The following is a 19,531-nucleotide window of genomic DNA, read 5'->3' as shown; positions in this document are numbered from 1 at the left end:
AACACCCGTGCGCCGGAATCGGCGTACGAAGAGACAGGAGGCGGCGTGGACCACGAGCAGACGTCCGGACGGCGACCGCGTCGACGGGGCCGCAAGATACTGATCGGCTTCGTCGTCCTGCTGCTTGTCCTCGCCGGGCTGCTCTTCGTCGCCGACCGGGTGGCGGCCAACGTGGCCGAGCGCACCATCGCCGACGAGATCCGCGAACAGGTGGCCCGGCAGAACGCGCAGTCCGGGCCGCCCGAGGTCGAGGTGGGCGGCTTCCCGTTCCTCACCCAGGTCGTCGACGGACGGTACGAGCGCATCACCATCCGCATGCGGGACGTGCGGGGCGCGGTCCAGGGAGACGCGGTCTCCCTGCCCAGCCTCGACGTGGACGCCCGCAACGTGCGGGCCTCGCTGGACACCCTGCGTACCGGTCAGGGCGACGTGGTGGCCGAGACGGTCAACGGCACCGCCACCATCAGTTACCAGAGCCTGGCCGCACTGCTCGACCGGGAAGGGCTCTCCCTCGGCGAGCGGGGCGGGCAACTCGCCGTCACCGCGCCGCTGGAGATCCTCGGCCAGCAGCTCACCGTCACCGGCGTCGCCGACATCGTGGTCAGCGACCAGGGGCAGATCTCGCTTCGTTTCGCGGACCTGAACGCCGAGGGGCTGCCCAGCGCCCCGTTGGCCCGTACGTTGCTGAACAACTTCGCACGCAGCATCTCGGTCGACGTACCGCTGCCAGAGCTGCCGTTCCAGCTCACCGTCCGGGAGGTACGCCCGCGGCCCGAGGGCCTGACGGTCACTGCCGACGCGCGGGACGTACCGATCAACTCGGTGGGCTGACCTCGGACTCAGCGTCTCGGATGCTGGTCGGGCCGATGGAGAAAACTGGGATCGCTGGTAGGCTGCCTGCTCATGGGGACGCTCCTCACCAAACGGCGCGCGGTCGACCTGTGCCGCGTGGCCACCTGCCTGTGTCGCCCCGTCATCTGACGGCGGGGCTGCCTCCGGCCGCTTAGCGGCCAATCGGCACTCGGGGTTTGCGTACCTACATCCCGGTGCACCCCACCGGACGCCCGGCAGCGGCGCCGTCGCACAAACCCGTGATCCGTTCCTAGCTATGGGTCCCGCGCGTGGTGCGACAACTTACCTTCCACGACCTCCGCGCGCTGGCTCACCATCCATCCTCACCAGGGAGTGATCTGATGAGTCGCGACACCGCACTCGTCTCGGCCGACTGGGCCGAGAAGAACCTCGACGCCCCGGGCGTCGTCTTCGTCGAGGTCGACGAGGACACCTCGGCCTACGACACCGGCCACCTCGCCGGCGCCATCAAGCTCGACTGGAAGACCGACCTCCAGGACCCGGTCCGTCGGGACTTCGTCAACAAGGCCCAGTTCGAGGCGCTGCTCTCCGAGAAGGGGATCAGCAACGACGACACCGTCATCCTCTACGGCGGCAACAACAACTGGTTCGCCGCGTACGCGTACTGGTACTTCAAGCTCTACGGCCACCGCGACGTCAAGCTGCTCGACGGCGGTCGCAAGAAGTGGGAGCTGGACGCCCGGCCGCTGGTCAAGGACGCGGTGACCCGCCCGACCACCCAGTACGTCGCGAGCGAGCCGGACAACAGCATCCGGGCCTTCCGCGACGAGGTGGTCGCCGCGATCGGCACCAAGAACCTGGTCGACGTGCGCAGCCCCGACGAGTTCGCCGGCCGCCTGCTCGCCCCCGCCCACCTGCCGCAGGAGCAGGCGCAGCGCGGTGGCCACATCCCGACCGCGATCAGCGTGCCGTGGTCGAAGGCGGCCAACGAGGACGGCACCTTCAAGTCCGACGACGAGCTGCGCAAGCTCTACGGCGAGGCGGGGCTGGACGACGGCAAGGAGACCATCGCGTACTGCCGGATCGGCGAGCGCTCCTCGCACAGCTGGTTCGTGCTCCAGGAGCTGCTCGGCCACCCCAACGTGAAGAACTACGACGGATCGTGGACCGAGTACGGCTCGCTGATCGGCGTGCCGATCGCGCTCGGCGATGAGCCGGGGGAGGCCTGAGATGACCGCACCCACCGCCGCCGGTTGCGCCGCCCCGGACCAGGCCGCGCCGCTGCCCGCCAGCATCGACCTGGAGAAGGAAACCGTCATCACCGGTGTCGTCCGCTCCGGGCAGGGCGAGGCGGTGCCGGGCGCGTACGTCCGCCTGCTCGACTCGACCGGTGAGTTCACCGCCGAGGTGGTGACCTCGCCGGCCGGTCAGTTCCGGTTCTTCGCCGCCCCGGGCAACTGGACCCTGCGAGCGCTGTCCCGGCACGGCAACGGCGACGCCGCCGTGACCGCCGGTCGGGGCGTGAACGAGGTGGACCTCACGGTCGCCGACTGACCCACGCTCTGCTGGCCGCGTGGCCCGTGTCCCCTCGTTCCGTGGGGGATCCGGGCCACGCGCCGTTTCCGGTCCCGACGAGGACCCTTCGGTCGGTACCGGGTGCGTTTGTTGCTGCCCTGACGACAAGAAACGCACCCAGAGCGTGGCGTCTGGTCACCGCGGCAGCGGGCGGAGCAGGTGGCGGGAACAGCCGCCGCCGTGGCCGGGCCGCAGTAGACAGCGCCGGCCCCGACCCATCGACCGGTCACAGAACACCTGATGCTGTACGTCCGGCGCGCCCTCCAGGGAGATCGTCGTCTCGCCGGTCACCACCTCGGGCAGGAACCCCAGGGAGCGGGTGAGGGCGCGGGTCAGCAGGTGGGCGGCGGCCAGGTCGGCCGCCCGGACGGTCAGGTGTACGACGAAACGAGCCCGCTCGTCACCGCCGAGATCCCGCATGACGATCACCTCATCTCTGGCCCGATGGGTGGGGGGGGTCGGGGTGGACCGCCGTGCCGGTCCACCCCGACTGGGGGACTGAGCTCTGCTCGTTGCCACGCGAGGAGCGCTCGACCGTCAACTTATATAAGGAAGCCAACTTATGCAAGGAAGTGGAGAAGCTTGTCGTCCTTGTGTCTCTCGTGATCGAATCGGAGGTGCCACGCAAGGAGTGCCATGCCATCGACGCCGGATTACATCCGCATCTCAGACGAGATCATCGCCGACGTTCGCTCGGGGAAGTACAAGCCGGGTGACAAGCTGCCCTCGATAGCTCAGCTTTGCGAGCAGTTCCGGGTCAGCCCCTCGACGATCCAGCTTGTCAACGTGCGACTCGAAGCCCTCGGTGTGATCGACCGACGACAGGGCAAGGGTGTGTTCGTGACTGATCCGGGGACCTGGCTGCGTAGGCCGTGATCTGAAAGCGCGTACGGCCGCCGGGTCGCCCTGGCGGCCGTACCGTGTGTGTTTCTGGATTTCAAGCTGGCGCCAGCAGGATCAGCTGATCTTGCGGCGGGCCTTGGCACCCCAGTTGGCGACGGTCACCAGCAGGGCGCCGAGCCCCAGCAGGATGCTGCCGACCAGGCCGACGGCGGCCGTCGAGGCCCCGGTCAGCGGGAGGTCCTGGTTTGCGGACATGTTCTCACCTCCCTCATCCCTTCGCGCCGACGGCGATGCGGGCCGGGGAGTCCCAGACGCACCGATCGACGGTGGGTTGACGGATCGCCTTCACAAGGGCGTGTACGAGGATCACCCGGTACAGCAGGTCAGCGATGATGATCACGGGCAGGAAGAGCGGAAGTTGCGGGTGGCGTAGTCGCCAGGCGGCGATGCCCACCCAGATGCCCTGCCCGGCCAACAGGAACAGCAGGCCGGGGAGCAGGCCGGGGCCGGCGGTGGCGATCAGCCAGAGGGTCAGCGGGCCGCCCGCCACGTACAGCAGCCAGTGCAGCATCAGCAGGACGTACGCGTAGTCGAAGCGGGTGGCGTACCGGCCGACCCCGTGGCCGATGACGCCTTGGAAGGTGCCCCACATCCAGCGCAGGTTCTGCCGGTACCAGTCGCGCAGGTTGGTCGGGTCCTGAAGGTGGGCCAGCGCGCGGGGCGCGTAGACGACCCGGCCGAGGTTGCGCCGATGGGTCTCCAGCACCCAGTAGGTGTCGTCGACGATGTACGGCGGCTGGGTGGGCAGCACCACGTCGAGCAGTTCGGTCCGGTAGATGGAGTTCGAGCCGGAGATGCAGTTCATGACGTTGAAGTGGCTCTGGATCCGGCGGATCACCGCCTGGTACATCCAGTAGCTGTAGGCCCGCTTGGCCAGCCACGGGTTCCATCGCCGCTCGCGTGGCCACCAGGTGGCGTTGTGACCCACCACGATGCTGACCTCGTCGGTCAGCTTGGCCAGGGCGGCGGTGACGAAATCCGGCGCGACCACCACGTCGTCGTCCAGGATGGCCACCGCACGGTAGCGGCTGCCGAGGTCGAAGGCCTCGTACGCGGCATGCAGGGCGGCCGGCTTACCGACGTTGTGGGTCAACGGCAGCACCCAGGCGCCGGCCCAGGAAGCGAGTTCGGCGGTCTCGTCGGTGGAGGCGTCGGAGACGAGGTAGACGTCGCTGCCGGTGGCCCGGGCCGCGCGTACCGTCGCGACGATCGTGGCGGCGCCGTTGCGGCAGGCGATCAGGATGGCGACCTGGTCCGGGCGTACCGGTCCGTAGCGCGGAGGGCGGGCCGCGTGCCGAGGCTGGTAGCCCACGGCCGGGCGGAGAAAGCCGTACCCGAAAGAGCCGATGATGAGGAGCAGCACCAGACTACTCACAGCAATCGTCGCGATCAGGAAAACTTCGGGCATCGGAGGTCAATTCGCAGGCAGGAGGGGATGCGAGGAGTGTTCGCGTGGGAGGTAACGCCGATAACGCTAAGTGATACTCGCTGGATCGCCAAGACTGGTGATCAATCTCGCCCGATCGGACCAACCGCGACTGGCCTCGCGGTGCCGTAAGTCCGCGAATGATCAGGTGGACCTGGCTGGGCGGGGTGCCGCGACGTTCCACCCGGCCACCCGTCTGCCCAGGCGATCGGCCTGCCGGCGACCAGCCTCATCCCCGGAAGTGCGCTGCGCCACGAGCCCCGCTCCGGGTGCGCTCGACCGCTACCAGACGGGCGGAGTCGACTGCCACGAAAGCGGTGGCCGCCGGTCGATCAACGACCGGCGGCCACCAGGGTTTGTCGGATCAGATACCGGTTGCTCTGGTGCAGTTGGACGTCGGGTCGAGGGCGAAGTTCAGGGTGCCCACGATGCCCGCCTCGATCTGGTGACGCTGCACCTCGGGCACCCAGCCGTCCTTGGCGACGATCACCTCGTACCGACCGCGCGGCAGCCACCAGGCGTACTTGCCGTTGGCGTCGGCGGTCAGCGTGGTGCCGGTGCCGGCCGAGATCAGGTTCACTCGGACGGTCGCCGGAATGCCGACGGTTACGCCGCCACAGGTGGTACCCGTGACCGTGCCCTGGATCTTGCCCCAGCTGTTCAGTGGCGACACGTTCATCTCCACCGACACCGGGGTCACCGGGTACGGGGTGTTCGAGGCGATCGCCAGCTCACCGGCGTACCGACCCGGCTGAGCGACGCCCGCCTCGGTGGTGGCGTCGAGCGTCACGGTCACCGTCCGGGACGCGCCCGGGGCGAGCGTGAAGGTGCTCGGCGAACTGCTCAGCCAGGGCAGGTCCGCCTCGGCCGCGCAGAGTTCCAGCCCACCGAGCCGCTCACTGTCCGGGCTGCCCACGAACGAACTGGGCGAACCACCGATCTTGTACGCGCCGCAGGCGGCGGCACCCCGGTACCGGCCGAACCGGGCGTTCGGCAGGTCACGCCAGGCCCCGGTGGCCGGGTCGAAGCCGACGGTGCGGTTGGTGACCGCCGTCGACCCGTCGGTCACCCCGCCGGCCAGCACCAGCAGCCCACCGGCCGCCGCGTACTGCGAACCCCACAGCTCCACCGGCATGCTCGGCAGCGGGCTCCAGTTGTCGGCCGCCGGGTCGTACCGGTAGGCGTCGGTGTACTCGGTGCTGCCCGTGCCACCGGCGCAGTAGACCGAGGAACCGATCCCGCCGCAGGACAGCCAGGACACCGGATGCGGGTAGGCGGCACCGGTACCGAAGGAACCCGTACCCGGGTCGAACACCACCACCCGGTCGCTGTCGGTGCAGGTGGAATCGGCGCAGCCACCGACCAGGTAGACCTTTCCGCCGAGCACCGCCGCGCCGGCCGCCGCGACCGGGGCCGGGTTGGTGGCACCGCCGACGGTGCTCCACGTGCCGGCGGCCGGGTCGAAGACGTCGACCGTGGCAACCGTGGCACCGCTGCCACCCCAGCCACCGATCACGTAGAGCTTGCCGTTGACCGCCGCCGCGGTCGGCTTCGACCGGGCCACCGGCAGGTCGGGCAGGGCGGTCCAGGCGTTGGCGCTCGGGTCGTACACCCAGGCCTTGCGCTCGGTGCCGGTGCTGCTGCCACCGCCGACCGAGTAGACCTTGCCGTCCAACCACGCCGCCGCGTTGTCGTAGATCGACGCGGGCAGCTTGGCGATCTCACTCCACGCGTCGTCGGCGGCGGTCGAAGCGGACTCCGGTGCGGCACCGCCGTACGCGATACCGGTCCGCGTCTTGCTGATGCCCTTCATCTTCTGCTCGTGCAGCGGTGCGCCACCCTGCGTGAGCAGCTCGAACTGGCCGGACCGCTCCAGCAGGTCCACGGCGGCCGGCGCGCTGCCGGTGTTGCGGACCGTCACATTGGTGGTGCGGACGGTGCCGTGCCGCTGGTGCGACTCGATGCTGGTCGGGCTGACCGTCACCCGTCCGGCGCCGAGGGCGAAGTTCGTCCGCTTCACCCCGTCCTCGACCACCGCGACATCCTTGGTCAGCGGCTGGTACGGCGTCCGGCTGGCAGTGAACGGCCGGGTACCGGTCAGGGTGGAGAAGATCCAGTAGAAGCCGTCCGGCTGGGCGGTGTCCTCCGGGGTGGCCGCCGACACCGCGCGGTCCTGCGGCTGGTCGTCGCTGACCACCGTCACCCCGTTGATCGCCTCACCGGTGTTGCGGTCGGTGGTGTTGCCCACCACCAGTCCGCCCGGTACCGGCGTGCATTCCCGGTTGACCACCTCCACGTCGTCCACCTGCCACCACCAGGCGAAGGTGCCCTTGAACCGGAAGCGGACCAGTGCGGACTCGGCCCCGGCGGCCGGGGTCAGTGGCACTTCCTCGACCCGGGGGCCGCGTCGGCTGGACGTCTGGTGCCAGACGTTGGTCCAGGTGGCGCCGGCGTCGGTGGAGACATCGATGTCGGCCGTGTCGGTGATGCCGACCGCCCGCCAGTCGCTGCGGAAGCGCAGCACCGGTGCCGCCGCGCCGGACAGCTCCAGCGGCGGGGTGACCAGGTCGGTGTCCTGGGTGTTGCCGCTGCCCAGGGCGTCGCTGTCGATGATGGCGAACCCGCCCGAGCCGCCGGTCAGGTTGCCGCGCGAACGCGCGTCGGTGAAGACCCAGCCACCGGAGGCGGTGCGGTTGGTCACCGTCCAGCCCGACGGCGCACTCGTGCCGTCGAAGCTCTGGGTCAGCAGCGGGGCACCGAACTGGCCCGAGTAACCGGCGGCGACGCAGCCCGCCTCGACCGGTACGGCCACGTTGGCCGTGACGTCCTGCCCGGCCACCGCCACGTCGCGGGTGACCGTCTGATAGCCGGGGTACCGCGCGGTGACGGTCAGCCGGTACGAGGTGCCACCCGGCACGGTGAACGAGTAGCGCCCGGTCACCGGGTCGGTGAAGACCGCTGCGCCGGGTCGACCGGCCACCTCGATCCGCGCGTACAACGGCCAGCCGTGACCGGAGCCGTCGGTGACCTTGCCCTTCACCGTGACCGTCGGGTTGGCGGTCAGCGCGAAGTTGCGGGTGACGGCACCACCCTCGGCGACGGTGACGGTCGCGGTCTGGCCGGCGTAGCCGTACGCGCTGACCGTCAGGGTGCTCTCCCCGGCCGGCACGTTGAGCGCGTACCGACCGTCGGGGCCGGTGGTGGTGCTGCGGATGCCGTCGGTCACGGTCGCGCCGGTGACCGGGTCGCCGTCGCCGGCGTCGGTCACCAGGCCGGTGACCCGGCCGATCGGGCCGCGGGGGGCGTCGCGGACCGCCGCGTACGCGTCCAGCCGGCCCTCGCCGAAGACGTTGTTGTCGGCCGGGGTGCCGCCGCAGGTGGTGGCGTCGACGTCGCGGGCGGTGCGGTCCAGCAGTTCCTCGGTGGCGGCGATGTCCCCGCGCAGGCTCGGTGCGGCGGACCAGACCAACGCCACCGTGCCGGACACGTGCGGGGCGGCCATCGAGGTGCCGCTGAACGAGGCGTACCCGCCGTTGCGGACGCTGGAGCGTACGCCACTGCCGGGTGCCGCGATGTTCGGCTTGATCAGGGCGGTGCCGGAACCGCGCCCGGAGAAGCTGGCGATGGCGTTGTTCACGTCATAGGCGCCGACCGCGTACGCGTTCGCGTTGTCGCCGGGTGAGCCGGCGCTGCCGCAGCTCGGGCCGTCGTTGCCGGAGGAGAAGACGGGGAACATCCCGGCGGCCCGCCAGGCGGCGATGGTCTGCTGGTACCAGGGATCGCCGCCGTCACCGCCCCAGGAGTTGTTGACGATGTCGGGGCGCAGGTCCGGCCGGGGGTTCTGGCCGTTGGCGTCGGTGGGCGCGAGCACCCACTGGCCGGAGGCGAGCAGCGAGGCGTCGGAGCAGCTGCGCGCCTCGCAGCCCTTGGCGGCGATCCACTTCGCGCCCGGTGCCACCCCGATCTGGTTGCCGGCGCCGTCGTCGCCGACCATCGTGCCCATGGTGTGGGTGCCGTGGTCGTTGTTGTCGCAGGGCGTGGTGCCGGTGCAGACCCCGGCCGGGTCGAACCAGTTGTACGCGTGGTCGAAGCTACCGCCGAGGTTGCCCCGGTAGGAGGCGACCAGCGCCGGGTGGTCGTACTGCACGCCGCTGTCGATGTTGGCCACCACGATGCCCTCACCGCGGTCGCCGAAGTCGTCCCACACCTGGGGCGCACGGATGTTGGTCAGCCCCCACTCGACGGCGGCGGTACGCGCCCGGGTCGCCTCGGTGGAGGTCGGCAGCAGCAGGGGATAGCTGCGACTCGGCGCGATCCGGGACACCTCGGGCCGGTTGGCGATCTCGTCGAGCAGCGCCTTGTCGCCCTCGACCCGCACCGCGTTGGCGATCCAGTACGCGGTGTGCGGCGCCTTCCGATCGTCGAGCAGCTCACGCAGGTCGGCCTGGCTGCGGGTAGCGGTGCTGGTGAGCAACTGGTGCACCGCGCGGGCCCGGTCGTCGGCATCGCGCGTCTTGGCGGCCTCGGCCAGCGGTGCGGTCTCCCGCAGGTAGACCAGGAACGCCGCGCTGTCGGTGCTCGCGAACTGGTCCAGCAAGGCCTGGTCGACGGTTGCCCGCTGCGGCGCCGATTGCGGAGCCGGTGCGGCGACCGCAGGCTGGGCGGTGAAGGCCAGCAGGGCGGCGGTCGATACCGCCACCGCCCGCCACCAGGGTGATCGTGCGGATGGTCGTGTGAACAAGGTTCCTCCCCCACGTCGTCGTCCCGATCAGCTCGGGCCGGACATCCGCGGGTCGGGTCATGACGCCGCGGAGCGGTCGGACGATGTGGGTGGTTGGTGGTGGCGCCCGGCCGCTGAGAGTCATGCTTCTGTGCCGACGATCAGTGATCAATGGAAGATGTCGGTCAGTACTCGGTCAGTGACGAGGCGCAATCCTGACCGTTAGGCTGACCGGGGAGTCATCGGTGGCCGTCGTTGTCGATTGGTGGGAAGTCGCAGGTCAGCGCGGGCTCTGGGGGAGGCAGCGTGTCCGGTGTGGAGATTCCGATCCTGGTCTGCGTCAGCTCCGACGCCGCTGTTCGGCAGCGGGTGGTACAACGGCTCGACGGGGTGGGGCCGGTGGTGATCTGCGCCGACCTGGCCCAACTACGGGCGATGTTCCCCGAGCCACCGGGCGAGCCCGACGCAGCGGACGCCCGGCCCCCCGACCGCCGGGCCGAACGTCCGGGCGGCTGGGGTGATCTCGTGATCGACCGGGCCGGGCACCTGGTCACCTGGCGGGACGTACCGCTGGGACTGACGCGTACCGAGCGGGAGTTGCTCGCCCGGTTGGCCAGCTCGCCGGTCACCCTGTGGAGCTACGAGCGGCTGTTCGCCTCGGTGTGGGGCGGCGCCTACCTCGGCGACACGGCGATCCTGCACTCGGCGGTCAAGCGACTCCGGCGCAAGCTGCGCGCCCTGCCCGGCGGCCCCCAGGTGCAGACCGTTCGTGGTGTCGGCTATCGCCTGACCGCTGCCCCGGACACCGACGATCCAAGCCCGGTGACCGACGCCACCGGCGGCCAGGACTGACACCGCGAGGGTCGACCCGGCCCCGGGGAGGTCGCTCGGTGTACCGCGCGTGACACCATGGCCCGGTGAGCAGTGCAGCCCAGACGGGGTACGCCCCTCCCACCGGCCCTCCGCCACCCGAGTCCGGCCGTGGCTGGCCGCGATGGCTGGTCGCGTTGACCGTGGCCTGGGCGGTGCTGCTCGCCGGCCTGACCTGGTACTCGACGCGCAACGATCCGCCGACGGTACGCGAGCAGCGCACCCTGGCTCAGGCCGTGCCGCGAGTCGACGCCGCGATCGGCGAGCTGGTCGCGGCGGCCTCCGGTGCGGTGTACGCGTTGGCCCCACCCGAGTTCGAGTGGGGCTGCCGGGTCACCCCGTTCGCGGACGGCGCGAACCTGCGCCGCCACGTCGAGCTGGCCGTGCCGGCCGGTGCGGAGCGAGACCTCCTGGAGCGGATCGCCGACGGGCTGCCCTCGGTGTGGCGGGCCGGCGTCCGGCTCACACCGGACGGCCCCCGGCTACGCGCCGACGCGGGGGAGTTCATCACCGTGCAGGGACGAACCGTCGCGGACGGCCGGGCGCGCCTGACCGTCGAGACGGGCTGCCGGCCGGCTGACAGCGATCCCGCCACGCTGCTCCCGCAGGACGGCCCGGGTGCCGAGTCCATGGCCCTGACCGCTGCGCTGAACGCCCTCGGCTCCCCGGCGGTCGAGTCGGACGTCGAGGTGCAGGCGGCCTGCCCGGGTGGCGGGGTGGCCCGTACCGTCCGGGCCGACGCCGCTGCGGCGGCGCAGTCGCCGCAGGCCGCGCTCGCACCGCTGGCCGGTGGCACCCCCGTGGTGGCTACCCCCGAGCTGTACGCCTACCGGCACGACGGCGTGGCGGTGCTGGTCGAGCTGTTCGACGACAAGACGCTGGTCTCGGCTACCACCGGGTGTGCCGGCTGAGGCGTCCTGCCGCTATCCGTCGTCGTCGCGGCGGCTGCGGCCCAGCGCGTCCACCCGGCCCCACCGGCCGGGGATGTCCAGCAGCTCCAGCCGGCCCATCCCCGGCGGCACGTACGGGTCGATGATCAGGTGTTCGCCCTTCGGTTCGAGCCCGAGCATGACCCGGAGCAGCAGTAGCGGAGTGCCCGCCGACCAGGCCTGTGGGCTACACGCCGTCGGGTACTGCACCGGGAACTCGGTGAGGTCGCGCTCGTAGCCGGCGAACGCCTCCGGCAGCCGGCCGCCGAAGTAGCGCGAGGCGCCGAGCATCGACTCGCAGATCTGCCCGGCCTCCTGTCGGAAGCCGTACTTCCACAGCCCCCAGGCGATGATCGAGTTGTCGAACGGCCAGACCGTACCGACGTGGTAGCCGATCGGGTTGTAGCGCCCCTGGTTGTCGGCGAGGGTACGCACCCCCCAACCGGAGAACAGGCGTGGTCCCAGCAGGTGCTCGGCGACCCGGGCGGCCCGCGACTCGTCGACGATGCCGCTCCACAGCAGGTGCCCCATGTTGGAGCTGAGCGCGTCAACCGGAGTGCCGTCGCCGTCCAGCGCCAGCGCGTAGTACTCCTTGTCCGGCAGCCAGAAGTCCCGGTTGAACCGTTCCTTCAGCTCGGCGGCCTCCCGTTCCAACTGGTCGGCGTACTGCGGGTCGTTCCAGAACAGTCGGGCCAGCCGGGCACCCCGCAGCTTCGCGTCGTAGGCGTAGCCCTGCATCTCGCAGGTGGCCCGGGGAAAACCCGGCAGCTGCCCGTCGGAGTAGCAGATGGCGTCCCAGGAGTCCTTCCAGCACTGGTTCTCCAGGCCGTTGCGGCTGTTGCGGGTCCGGTACCAGAGATAGCCGGTGCCGAGCAGGTCGCCGTACGTGTCGATCCAGGTCAGTGCCGCCCGTACGGGGTACTCCAGCTGTTTGACGAGTTGACTGTCGCCGGTCCACCGCTCGTACTCGTCGAGCAGGATCACGAACAGCGGCGTGGCGTCCGCCGCGCCGTAGTACGGCGAGTGCGGCTGTTCCTCGAATCCGGCGGTCTCGCCGTAGCGCAGCTCGTGCAGGATCTTGCCCGGCTCCTCGTCGCGGAAGTCGTCGATCCGGTGGCCCTGTAGCCCGGCCAACATCTTCAACGTGGGCGGAATGATCTCCGGCAAGAACGGCAGCACCTGGAGTGAGGTGATGATGCTGTCCCGGCCGAACAGCGTCATGAACCAGGGCAGCCCGGCGGCCATCAACCGGACGCCGAGGGCGATGGACTCGTAGCGCAGCGCGGCAAGGTCCTCCAGGCTGCGCCGGTACGCGTCGGCGAGGGGCTCGCAGTCGCAGCCGAGTTTGGGCGCGTTCGCGACGAGCTTCGCGTGCTCGGCCTGGATGGCCGCCGTGCTGCGGCTACCCGCCATCGGCAGTCGGTTGCGTACGTCCTCGCCCCGCGCGCCGTAGATCACCGTGGAGATCTCCAGCCGGGTGGTCCATTCGCCGTGCGGCCCGATCCGGATCGAGAAGGTCATCCCCATCTTGTCGACCGCAGCGGGTGCGCTGCTGCGCACCACCGTCTCGCGATGGAACGCCTCCCGGCGGTACGTCAGGCGCAGCGCGCCGTTCTCGATCGTGATGGCGTGGTCGCCGTGCTTGCTTTGCGTGTCCTTGATCTCGAACAGATCGGCGAAGTCGGCGGCGATCTCCAGCCGGACGGTGAACGTCATCTCCTTTCCGGAATGGTTGAGTACGGTCAGTTCCTCGTCGAAGCTGTCGCCGATGGCCCGGCTTCGGATGATCGAGACCTTGGTGTCCAGGAAGTGGCTGGGCTCGCCCGGCACGAGGAAGTAGCGGGTCCGGTAGGACTCCGCATCGTCGATGGACAGGGGCTGCAACCGTTCGCCGTCAAGCAGCAGCAGCCAGGTGGAGAGGAACCGGGTGTCGAAGGCGAACAGGCCGGTCGGGAAATCGAGGGAGGGCTCGATGTCCCCACGGCGATCACTCACCAGGAAGGTGTTGCCGTCCAGGATGCTGACCAGTTCCGTCACCGAGCCTGCCTGACCTGCTCGCGGGCCACCTTGCGCGGGTCCTGGGTGCCGGGCGCGGGCGGAAAGAACCGTCGGAACGCCAGGAACAGCACCACGTTTCCGGTGAACGTGCTCTCGTTGCGGAACAACGCGGCCAGCGCCTGGGCGCGTCCGGTCACCAGGCGGTCGAAGAGATCGACACCGCAGTACCAGATGCTGTCGGCCTCGGCCGGCCCCTGGCCGACCTCGATGGCGCCCGGACGCATTCGGAGCACCCAGTGCTCGGTGCGGTGACCGTCGGAGAGGTCGATCCGTAGCGTGCCGGTGACCGGGCCGCGCAGCACGTGCGGGGCGCGGGCCGGCAAGGTCGCGAAGAACTGCTTGGTCGCCTCGGTCACACCCGAATCGTAGGCATTTGCCCGACTCGCGGGGCAGCTTCCGTCGCCTTGCCGAACCGCCGGTCCGTCTACCCAGGCGGTCCGTCTACCTAGGCGGGTCCGCTACCGAGCGGTCCGTCCACCGAAGCGGTGGCTCAGTAGACGAGCGCCTGTGCTCCCTCGGCCATCGTCTCCTCAACGAACACCGCCGCGCCGGCGATCCGGATTCCTGGGATCACGTCGTCGGTGCCGATGTCCCGGCGGGCCGCACACTGCGTGCACGCGGTCACCGTTCCGGTGGTGAGGATCACGTGCAGCAACTCGGCCAGCGGTGCCGAGTGCGGCAACTCGAAATCCTGCGCCCGCCCGGGCAGGGCGAACCAGGTCGATTCGCCGGTCAACCAGAGTGAGACGTGCACGCCGGCGGCGGCTGCGGTGGCCGCCACGGTGAACGCCTGGGCACAACGCTCGGGCGCATCCGCCCCGGCGGTGGCCTTGACGACGAGAGAGCGGGCCATAGCGCCCAGCATAGGATGAGACCGATGGTCACCGAGATCGGGTTCGTCAGCCTGTTGGTCGCCGGCCTGGGCGCGCTCGCCGGTGGCCTGATCTACCTGGCCGTCCGCATCTCAAGAGGTAAGTGATGAGCCGGTTCTGCGAGCCCCGCAGTCGTGAACGAGGGTGATGCTGTGAGCGCGAGGAGTGAGCCGGTTTTGCGAGCCCCGCAGTCGTGAACGAGGGTGATGCTGTGAGCGCGAGGAGTGAGCCGGTTTTGCGAGCCCCGCAGTCGTGAACAAAGGTGATGCTGTGAGTGATGACAATCCGCTGGCACCGCCGCCGTGGCTGAACGCGCCGCCGGTCGACCCGTATCCCTTCGAGGAAAGTCACGACCTGAGGGTGGGGCCGAAGCTGCACCCCACCCTGGACGGTCTGCTGCCGTACATCGGGGTGTGGCGGGGCCGGGGCCGGGGCGGCTACCCGACCATCGAGGATTTCGACTTCGCCCAGGAGATCCGGATCAGCCACGACGGCCGGCCGTTCCTGTCGTACGAGTCGCGGGCGTGGATCCTGGACGATCAGTCCCGCCCGGTGCGCCCGGCGGGTCGGGAGGTCGGCTGGTGGCGGCCGGTGCTCGACGGTGACCGGGTCACCGACGAACTGGAGGCGCTGCTGACCGTCCCGACCGGGGTGATGGAGCTGCACATCGGTCGGCGTAAGGGCACCCAGATCGAGTTCGTGACCGATGCGGTGGTGCGTACCGCCACCGCCAAGGAGGTCACCGCCGGGCACCGCCTGTTCGGCATCGTCGAGGGCGCCCTGCTGTACGCGCAGGACCTGGCCGCCGTGGGTCAGCCGCTGTCGCCGCACCTGTCCGCCCGGCTCACCCGGGTGGCCGGCTGACGGCGACCGTCAGGGCAGCGGAAAGCCGAGCAGCTCCCGCAGCGCGTGGGTACGCGGGCTGCGGGGCAGCGGCTCGCCGTCGAGGGCGCGTACCTCCACCAGGCCGCGTACGGACGAGGTGAGCCAGACGGCATCGGCGTCCCGCAGCCCGGCCGGGGTGACCATGAGTTCGGCGGCGTGGCAGCCGACGTCGGCGGCGTTGGCGAGCAGCCAGGCGACGGTGGTGCCGGGCAGGATGCCGGTGCGTCGGGCCGGCACCGTGCAGAGCGTGTCGCCGGTCGACCAGACCACGTTGGCGGTGGGCCCTTCCAGCACGTAGCCGTCGGAGGAGACCCAGAGCACGTCGTCCACCCCGGCTCGGGCGGCCCAACGGCGGGCCGCCGTGCTCGCGCCGTACGACGTCGATTTGATCCCGGCCGGCAGCCAGTCCAACTCGGGACGGGCGTCGGCCGGTACCCCCAGGCTGAGCGTGGCCACCCGTACCCCGTCGCGCCGGGCCTGCCGGGCGGCCGCCGGCACTGCGGCGAGGGTCGCGTACACGGTGGGTGGGCCGCCGCCCTCGGGCCCGCGGGTGCAGACCAGCCGCAACGCCCCCTCCACCTCGGTCGGCCAGCCGGCGGCGACGGTTTCCAGCAGCTCGACCAGCGCCGCGTCGTCGGGCAGGGTCAGCTCCACGGCCGCGGCACCGGCCCGCAGCCGGGCCAGGTGCGCCTCGCGCAGCCAGGGCCGCCCGCCACGCAGGTGCATGGTCTCGAACAGTCCGTCGCCGCGCAGCACACCGAGGTCGTCGCCGCGCAGCACCGGCTCGGTGGCCGGCAACAGCCCTCGACCGAGTACGCCGATCCGGGTGGCCTCCATAGCTGGGCAGGATAGAGGGCTGCCGGTCTCCGCCGAACGCCTCCGAGACGGCCGAACTATGATCGGAGGGTGTCCGAATCCTCCCTGGCGGAACTTCTCCGCGCCCGTGGCCTGCGGCTGACGGCGCAGCGGCAGCTGATCCTGCAAGCGGTGCTGGACCTGGGGCACGCCACGCCGGAGCAGGTGCACACGGCGGTGCGTGAAGTTGCCGCCGGGGTCAACATCACCACCATCTACCGCACGCTCGAACTGCTAGAACGACTCGGCCTGGTCACCCACACCCATCTGTCGCATGGGTCGCCGACCTACCATGCCGCCGGTGAGGACCAGCACATCCACCTGGTCTGCCGGGAGTGTGGCGCGATCGACGAGATGGACCCCGAGCTGATGCGCCCGCTGGCCGAGCAGTTGGCGCGGGAACGTGGCTTCCGGGTGGACATCGGCCACGTCTCCTTCTTCGGCAACTGCGCACGGTGCGGTGACGGGAGCCAGGAATGATCGACATCGCGGGTGCGGTGGCCGTGGAGAGCCTCGACGAGGCCAGCCGCGACCAGCCGGAGCCGGCCCACGCGGCGGCCGGTGTACGCGGTGTGGCCGCCCACTACGGCGACCCGATGCGCGAGCAGCGCCTGCTCGACACCGAGGTCGGCCTGGTGGACCGATCCCACCGGGGCGTCGTCGCGGTGCCGGGTGCGGATCGGATCGCCTGGCTGCACACCCTCACCACCCAGCACCTGGCCGAGTTGGGTCCCGGGCAGGGCACCGAACTGCTGGTGCTCTCGCCGCACGGGCACATCGAACAGCACGCCATGGTCGCCGAGGACGGTGTCACCACCTGGCTGGACACCGAACCGGGTGCGACCGAGGGCCTGCTGACCTACCTGGAGAAGATGCGGTTCTTCAGCCAGGTCGAGCCGCGCGACGCCACCGCCGAGCAGGCGCTGCTGTCGCTGGTCGGGCCCCGGGCGGTCGAGACACTGGCGCTGCTCGACGTGCCCGCGCTGTCCGAGCCGGACGTCACCGGCGTACCCGGGCCGAAGTTCCGTGCCGGCGAGGTGCCGGCCCGGCCCACCGCCCGCTACGACGTCGAGCCACTGCCGTTGGGCGGGTGGGCCCGACGCGGGCCGCTGGGCGTGGACCTGCTGGTGCCCCGGACCGCGATGGACCAGGTGGTCACCCGGTTGCGCGACGGCGGGGTGCCGGTCGCCGGGCTGTGGGCGTACGAGGCGGTGCGGGTGGCTGCCCGACGTGCCCGGGTTGGTGTGGACACCGACCATCGCACCATCCCCGCCGAGGTGAACCTGATCGCCCCGGCCGTGCACCTGGACAAGGGCTGCTACCGGGGGCAGGAGACGGTCGCCCGGGTGCACAACATGGGCCGGCCACCGCGCCGGCTGGTCATGTTGCACCTGGACGGGGTGAGCACCGATCAACTGCCGGTCGCCGGTACCCCGGTCACCCTGGACGGTCGTACGGTCGGCTTCGTCGGCACCGCCGTGCACCACTACGAGCTGGGGCAGATCGCGCTCGCGGTGATCAAGCGTTCGGTGCCCGACGACGCGGTGCTGCGCGTCGGAGAAAGCGCCGCCGCCATCGACCGCGAGTAAGGAAGGGCACCTTATTAACGCCTCCGGTAGAGGCCGGGCCCCCTGTTAACACCAGCATCCGGAGCGCGCGCTCTAGGATCGCCGGCATGACGACAGGGACGTTGATCACGGTTGCCCCCACCGGTGCGGAGTCGGCCAAGGCGGAGGTGCCGGCGCTGCCGGTGACCCTGGACGAGCTGCTGCTCACCGCCAAGGAGTGCGAGGCGCTGGGCGCTTCGGTCATTCACGTCCACATCCGCGACGACGACGCCCGGCCCACCCTCGACCCGGGGCGACTGCGGGCGACGGTGGCAGCACTGCGCGAGAGCACCAACCTGATCGTGCAGCTCTCCACCGGTGGGGCGGTCACCGACCCGGAGGCGCACCGGCTCGCCGTGTTGGACGCGGGACCGGACATGACCTCCTGCACGATGGGCACCGTCAACTTCGGCGACGACGTCTTCCTCAACCGTTGGGAGTTCATCGTCGACCTGCACACCCGGATGCAGGAACGCGGCATCGTGCCGGAGTACGAGATCTTCGACCTCGGTCACCTGACCGCGCTACGCCGGCTGCTCGACCGGTACGGCCTGCCGCACGGCGGCCATGTGCACGTGGACTTCGTGATGGGCGTACCCGGCGGCATGCCCGGCACCACGGCGACGCTGGTGGCGGCCCAGCAGATGCTCCATGACCTGCCGGAGGGCACCACCTTCTCGGCGACCGGCATCGGGCGCAGCAGCATCCCGGTGATGCTGGCCTCGCTGTCCACCGGTGGTCACCTGCGGGTCGGCATGGAGGACACCGTGACGTACGCCAAGGGACGCCCGGTGGAGTCGAACATGCAACTGGTCGCCCGGGCGGTCGGCTTCGCCCAGCTCGCCCAACGTCCACCGTTGAACACCACGCAGGCCCGCGAACTGCTCGGCCTGTAAGGGTCGACCCCGCCCGGCATTGCTTTACACCCGGAGGTGGAGTCCCAGTTCACCCCGGTGTCGGCGCACCATCGATCATCGGTACCGTCCACCTTGTGGGAAAGACGTACGCGGGTGGCGTACCGCTTGCCGAGGTGGTCCGGTCCGGCTTCGTGGAGGGCGTGCACCACGGCTCGGTGGTGGTGCTCGACGCCACGGGTACGGCGGTCGACGCGGCCGGTGACGTGGGTGCGCCGATCTTTCCGCGTTCCTCGAACAAGCCGATGCAGGCGGTCGGCATGATCCGGGCCGGGCTGCCGCTGACCGACCCCGCCGACCTGGCGATGGTGGCGGCCAGCCACGCGGGGGAGGCGTTCCACCTGGCCCGGGTCACCCGGCTGCTCGCCGGCGCCGGGTTCGGTGCGGAGGCATTGCACTGCCCACCGGAGCTTCCGGCCGGTGATCAGGCACGGGTGGCGGTGCTGCGGGCCGGGGGCGGCCCCACCCGAATCCAGATGAACTGTTCCGGCAAGCATGCCGGCATGCTGCTGACCTGCCGCTCCGCCGGCTGGCCGGTGGACGGTTACTGGCGGCCGGAGCACCCGTTGCAACAGCGACTACGCGAGGCGGTCGAGGACCTCACCGGCGAGCGGGCGGCGGCGGTCGGCGTGGACGGGTGCGGCGCACCCGTGCTGGCCGTGTCGTTGACCGGGCTCGCCCGGGCGTACCTGCGGTTGGTGACGGCCGAGACCGGGACCGTGGAGCGGACGGTTGCCGACGCGATGCGGACGTACCCGGAGATCGTCGGCGGCACCGAAGCAGACGACACCCGGCTGATGCGCGGCGTACCGGGACTGTTGGCCAAGGTGGGCGCCGAGGGTGTGATCGCCGCGGCGATGCCGGGCGTCGGCGCCGTGGCGTTGAAGATCGACGACGGCGCCGGGCGCGCTCGCATGCCCGTGCTGACATCCGCGCTGCGCCGCCTCGGCGTCGATGCTCCGGTGCTGGCGGAGTTCGCCGAGATCCCTCTCTTCGGCGGCGGCCTCCCAGTAGGCGCCACCCACCCCCTCTGGTAACTCCCCCCCGCACCCTCCGCGCCCCGGTGCTCTCCGCGCCCCGGTGCTCTCCGCGCCCCGGTGCTCT

21 protein-coding genes are annotated in these 19,531 nt (G+C 70.7%); 13 read left to right on the top strand and 8 right to left on the bottom strand.

What is annotated here, in order from left to right; genetic code table 11:
* Positions 1–45: 45 nt before the first annotated feature.
* The 4 genes from AB0M35_RS10335 (at position 46) to AB0M35_RS10320 (ending at position 2,367) form a co-directional block, all read left to right on the top strand.
* Positions 46–831 (top strand): DUF2993 domain-containing protein, encoded by a 786-nt coding sequence (locus AB0M35_RS10335; RefSeq protein ID WP_363743757.1) that lies wholly within the window; start codon positions 46–48, stop codon positions 829–831.
* 72 nt (positions 832–903) lie between these two features.
* A complete protein-coding gene (locus AB0M35_RS10330; RefSeq protein WP_311202345.1) occupies positions 904–981 on the top strand; it encodes an Ms5788A family Cys-rich leader peptide in 78 nt (25 codons plus the stop codon).
* Between the two features lie 212 nt (positions 982–1,193).
* Positions 1,194–2,042, top strand: a complete 849-nt coding sequence (locus AB0M35_RS10325) for a sulfurtransferase (protein ID WP_363743755.1) — start codon at positions 1,194–1,196, stop codon at positions 2,040–2,042.
* A gap of 1 nt (position 2,043) precedes the next feature.
* On the top strand, positions 2,044–2,367 hold the full coding sequence (locus tag AB0M35_RS10320) for a DUF1416 domain-containing protein (RefSeq protein WP_363743753.1): 324 nt from the start codon (positions 2,044–2,046) through the stop codon (positions 2,365–2,367).
* Positions 2,368–2,523: 156 nt separating this feature from the next.
* Here the strand turns inward: AB0M35_RS10320 and AB0M35_RS10315 are convergent, their stop codons facing one another.
* Positions 2,524–2,808 carry a hypothetical protein gene (locus AB0M35_RS10315; protein ID WP_363743751.1) on the bottom strand — a complete coding sequence of 95 codons (285 nt, stop codon included), beginning with the start codon at positions 2,806–2,808 and terminating at the stop codon, positions 2,524–2,526.
* Positions 2,809–3,024: 216 nt separating this feature from the next.
* On the opposite strand from AB0M35_RS10315, the gene AB0M35_RS10310 reads away from it, so the two are divergent.
* Positions 3,025–3,264 carry a winged helix-turn-helix domain-containing protein gene (locus AB0M35_RS10310; protein WP_363743749.1) on the top strand — a complete coding sequence of 80 codons (240 nt, stop codon included), beginning with the start codon at positions 3,025–3,027 and terminating at the stop codon, positions 3,262–3,264.
* Between the two features lie 81 nt (positions 3,265–3,345).
* Here AB0M35_RS10310 and AB0M35_RS10305 read toward each other — a convergent pair whose 3' ends face one another.
* From AB0M35_RS10305 to AB0M35_RS10295, 3 genes are all read right to left on the bottom strand, one after another.
* Positions 3,346–3,486 (bottom strand): hypothetical protein, encoded by a 141-nt coding sequence (locus AB0M35_RS10305; RefSeq protein WP_363743747.1) that lies wholly within the window; start codon positions 3,484–3,486, stop codon positions 3,346–3,348.
* A gap of 13 nt (positions 3,487–3,499) precedes the next feature.
* Entirely contained in the window at positions 3,500–4,666 is a 1,167-nt protein-coding gene (locus AB0M35_RS10300; protein WP_363743745.1) for a glycosyltransferase, read from the bottom strand.
* 415 nt (positions 4,667–5,081) lie between these two features.
* Positions 5,082–9,416, bottom strand: a complete 4,335-nt coding sequence (locus tag AB0M35_RS10295; protein ID WP_363743744.1) for a S8 family serine peptidase — start codon at positions 9,414–9,416, stop codon at positions 5,082–5,084.
* Between the two features lie 327 nt (positions 9,417–9,743).
* Between AB0M35_RS10295 and AB0M35_RS10290 the strand changes: the two genes are divergently transcribed.
* Together AB0M35_RS10290 and AB0M35_RS10285 are read left to right on the top strand one after the other, a co-directional pair.
* Positions 9,744–10,289, top strand: a complete 546-nt coding sequence (locus AB0M35_RS10290) for a winged helix-turn-helix domain-containing protein (RefSeq protein WP_363743742.1) — start codon at positions 9,744–9,746, stop codon at positions 10,287–10,289.
* Between the two features lie 65 nt (positions 10,290–10,354).
* Positions 10,355–11,218: a hypothetical protein gene (locus AB0M35_RS10285; protein WP_363743740.1), complete on the top strand. Its 864-nt coding sequence runs from the start codon at positions 10,355–10,357 to the stop codon at positions 11,216–11,218.
* Positions 11,219–11,230: 12 nt separating this feature from the next.
* Here AB0M35_RS10285 and AB0M35_RS10280 read toward each other — a convergent pair whose 3' ends face one another.
* The 3 genes from AB0M35_RS10280 to AB0M35_RS10270 all read right to left on the bottom strand — a co-directional run bounded on the left by AB0M35_RS10280 (position 11,231) and on the right by AB0M35_RS10270 (position 14,159).
* The gene (locus AB0M35_RS10280) at positions 11,231–13,273 is read right to left on the bottom strand and encodes a glycogen debranching N-terminal domain-containing protein (protein ID WP_363743738.1); all 2,043 of its coding nucleotides are present in this window, start codon (positions 13,271–13,273) and stop codon (positions 11,231–11,233) included.
* Complete coding sequence (locus AB0M35_RS10275) at positions 13,270–13,650, bottom strand: SCP2 sterol-binding domain-containing protein (RefSeq protein ID WP_363743736.1); 381 nt, start codon at positions 13,648–13,650, stop codon at positions 13,270–13,272. The genes AB0M35_RS10280 and AB0M35_RS10275 overlap by 4 nt, the downstream gene beginning before the upstream one ends.
* Before the next feature lie 134 nt (positions 13,651–13,784).
* Positions 13,785–14,159 carry a DsrE family protein gene (locus AB0M35_RS10270; RefSeq protein ID WP_363743734.1) on the bottom strand — a complete coding sequence of 125 codons (375 nt, stop codon included), beginning with the start codon at positions 14,157–14,159 and terminating at the stop codon, positions 13,785–13,787.
* 12 nt (positions 14,160–14,171) lie between these two features.
* Here AB0M35_RS10270 and mtfM point away from each other — a divergent pair, with 12 nt between their 5' ends.
* Both mtfM and AB0M35_RS10260 read left to right on the top strand, forming a co-directional pair.
* Positions 14,172–14,273: a small membrane protein MtfM gene (gene mtfM / locus AB0M35_RS10265; RefSeq protein WP_013736135.1), complete on the top strand. Its 102-nt coding sequence runs from the start codon at positions 14,172–14,174 to the stop codon at positions 14,271–14,273.
* Between the two features lie 163 nt (positions 14,274–14,436).
* Complete coding sequence (locus AB0M35_RS10260) at positions 14,437–15,030, top strand: FABP family protein (protein ID WP_363743732.1); 594 nt, start codon at positions 14,437–14,439, stop codon at positions 15,028–15,030.
* A 9-nt stretch (positions 15,031–15,039) separates the two neighbouring features.
* Here AB0M35_RS10260 and AB0M35_RS10255 read toward each other — a convergent pair whose 3' ends face one another.
* Positions 15,040–15,888 carry an aminotransferase class IV gene (locus AB0M35_RS10255; protein WP_363743730.1) on the bottom strand — a complete coding sequence of 283 codons (849 nt, stop codon included), beginning with the start codon at positions 15,886–15,888 and terminating at the stop codon, positions 15,040–15,042.
* Between the two features lie 69 nt (positions 15,889–15,957).
* Here AB0M35_RS10255 and AB0M35_RS10250 point away from each other — a divergent pair, with 69 nt between their 5' ends.
* The 4 genes from AB0M35_RS10250 to AB0M35_RS10235 all read left to right on the top strand — a co-directional run bounded on the left by AB0M35_RS10250 (position 15,958) and on the right by AB0M35_RS10235 (position 19,464).
* Positions 15,958–16,386, top strand: coding sequence for a Fur family transcriptional regulator (locus AB0M35_RS10250; protein ID WP_363743728.1), 429 nt, complete (start codon positions 15,958–15,960; stop codon positions 16,384–16,386).
* Positions 16,383–17,495 (top strand): folate-binding protein, encoded by a 1,113-nt coding sequence (locus AB0M35_RS10245; RefSeq protein ID WP_363743727.1) that lies wholly within the window; start codon positions 16,383–16,385, stop codon positions 17,493–17,495. The genes AB0M35_RS10250 and AB0M35_RS10245 overlap by 4 nt, the downstream gene beginning before the upstream one ends.
* Before the next feature lie 86 nt (positions 17,496–17,581).
* On the top strand, positions 17,582–18,409 hold the full coding sequence (locus AB0M35_RS10240) for a 3-keto-5-aminohexanoate cleavage protein (protein WP_363743725.1): 828 nt from the start codon (positions 17,582–17,584) through the stop codon (positions 18,407–18,409).
* Positions 18,410–18,483: 74 nt separating this feature from the next.
* Positions 18,484–19,464, top strand: coding sequence for an asparaginase (locus tag AB0M35_RS10235; protein WP_363743840.1), 981 nt, complete (start codon positions 18,484–18,486; stop codon positions 19,462–19,464).
* Positions 19,465–19,531: the final 67 nt, after the last annotated feature.

This window comes from Micromonospora sp. NPDC051196, assembly GCF_040682415.1.
Lineage (GTDB): Bacteria > Actinomycetota > Actinomycetes > Mycobacteriales > Micromonosporaceae > Micromonospora.
The sequence above is the reverse complement of the archived record's forward strand: the minus strand, read 5'-3'. Positions and strand labels throughout refer to the sequence as shown.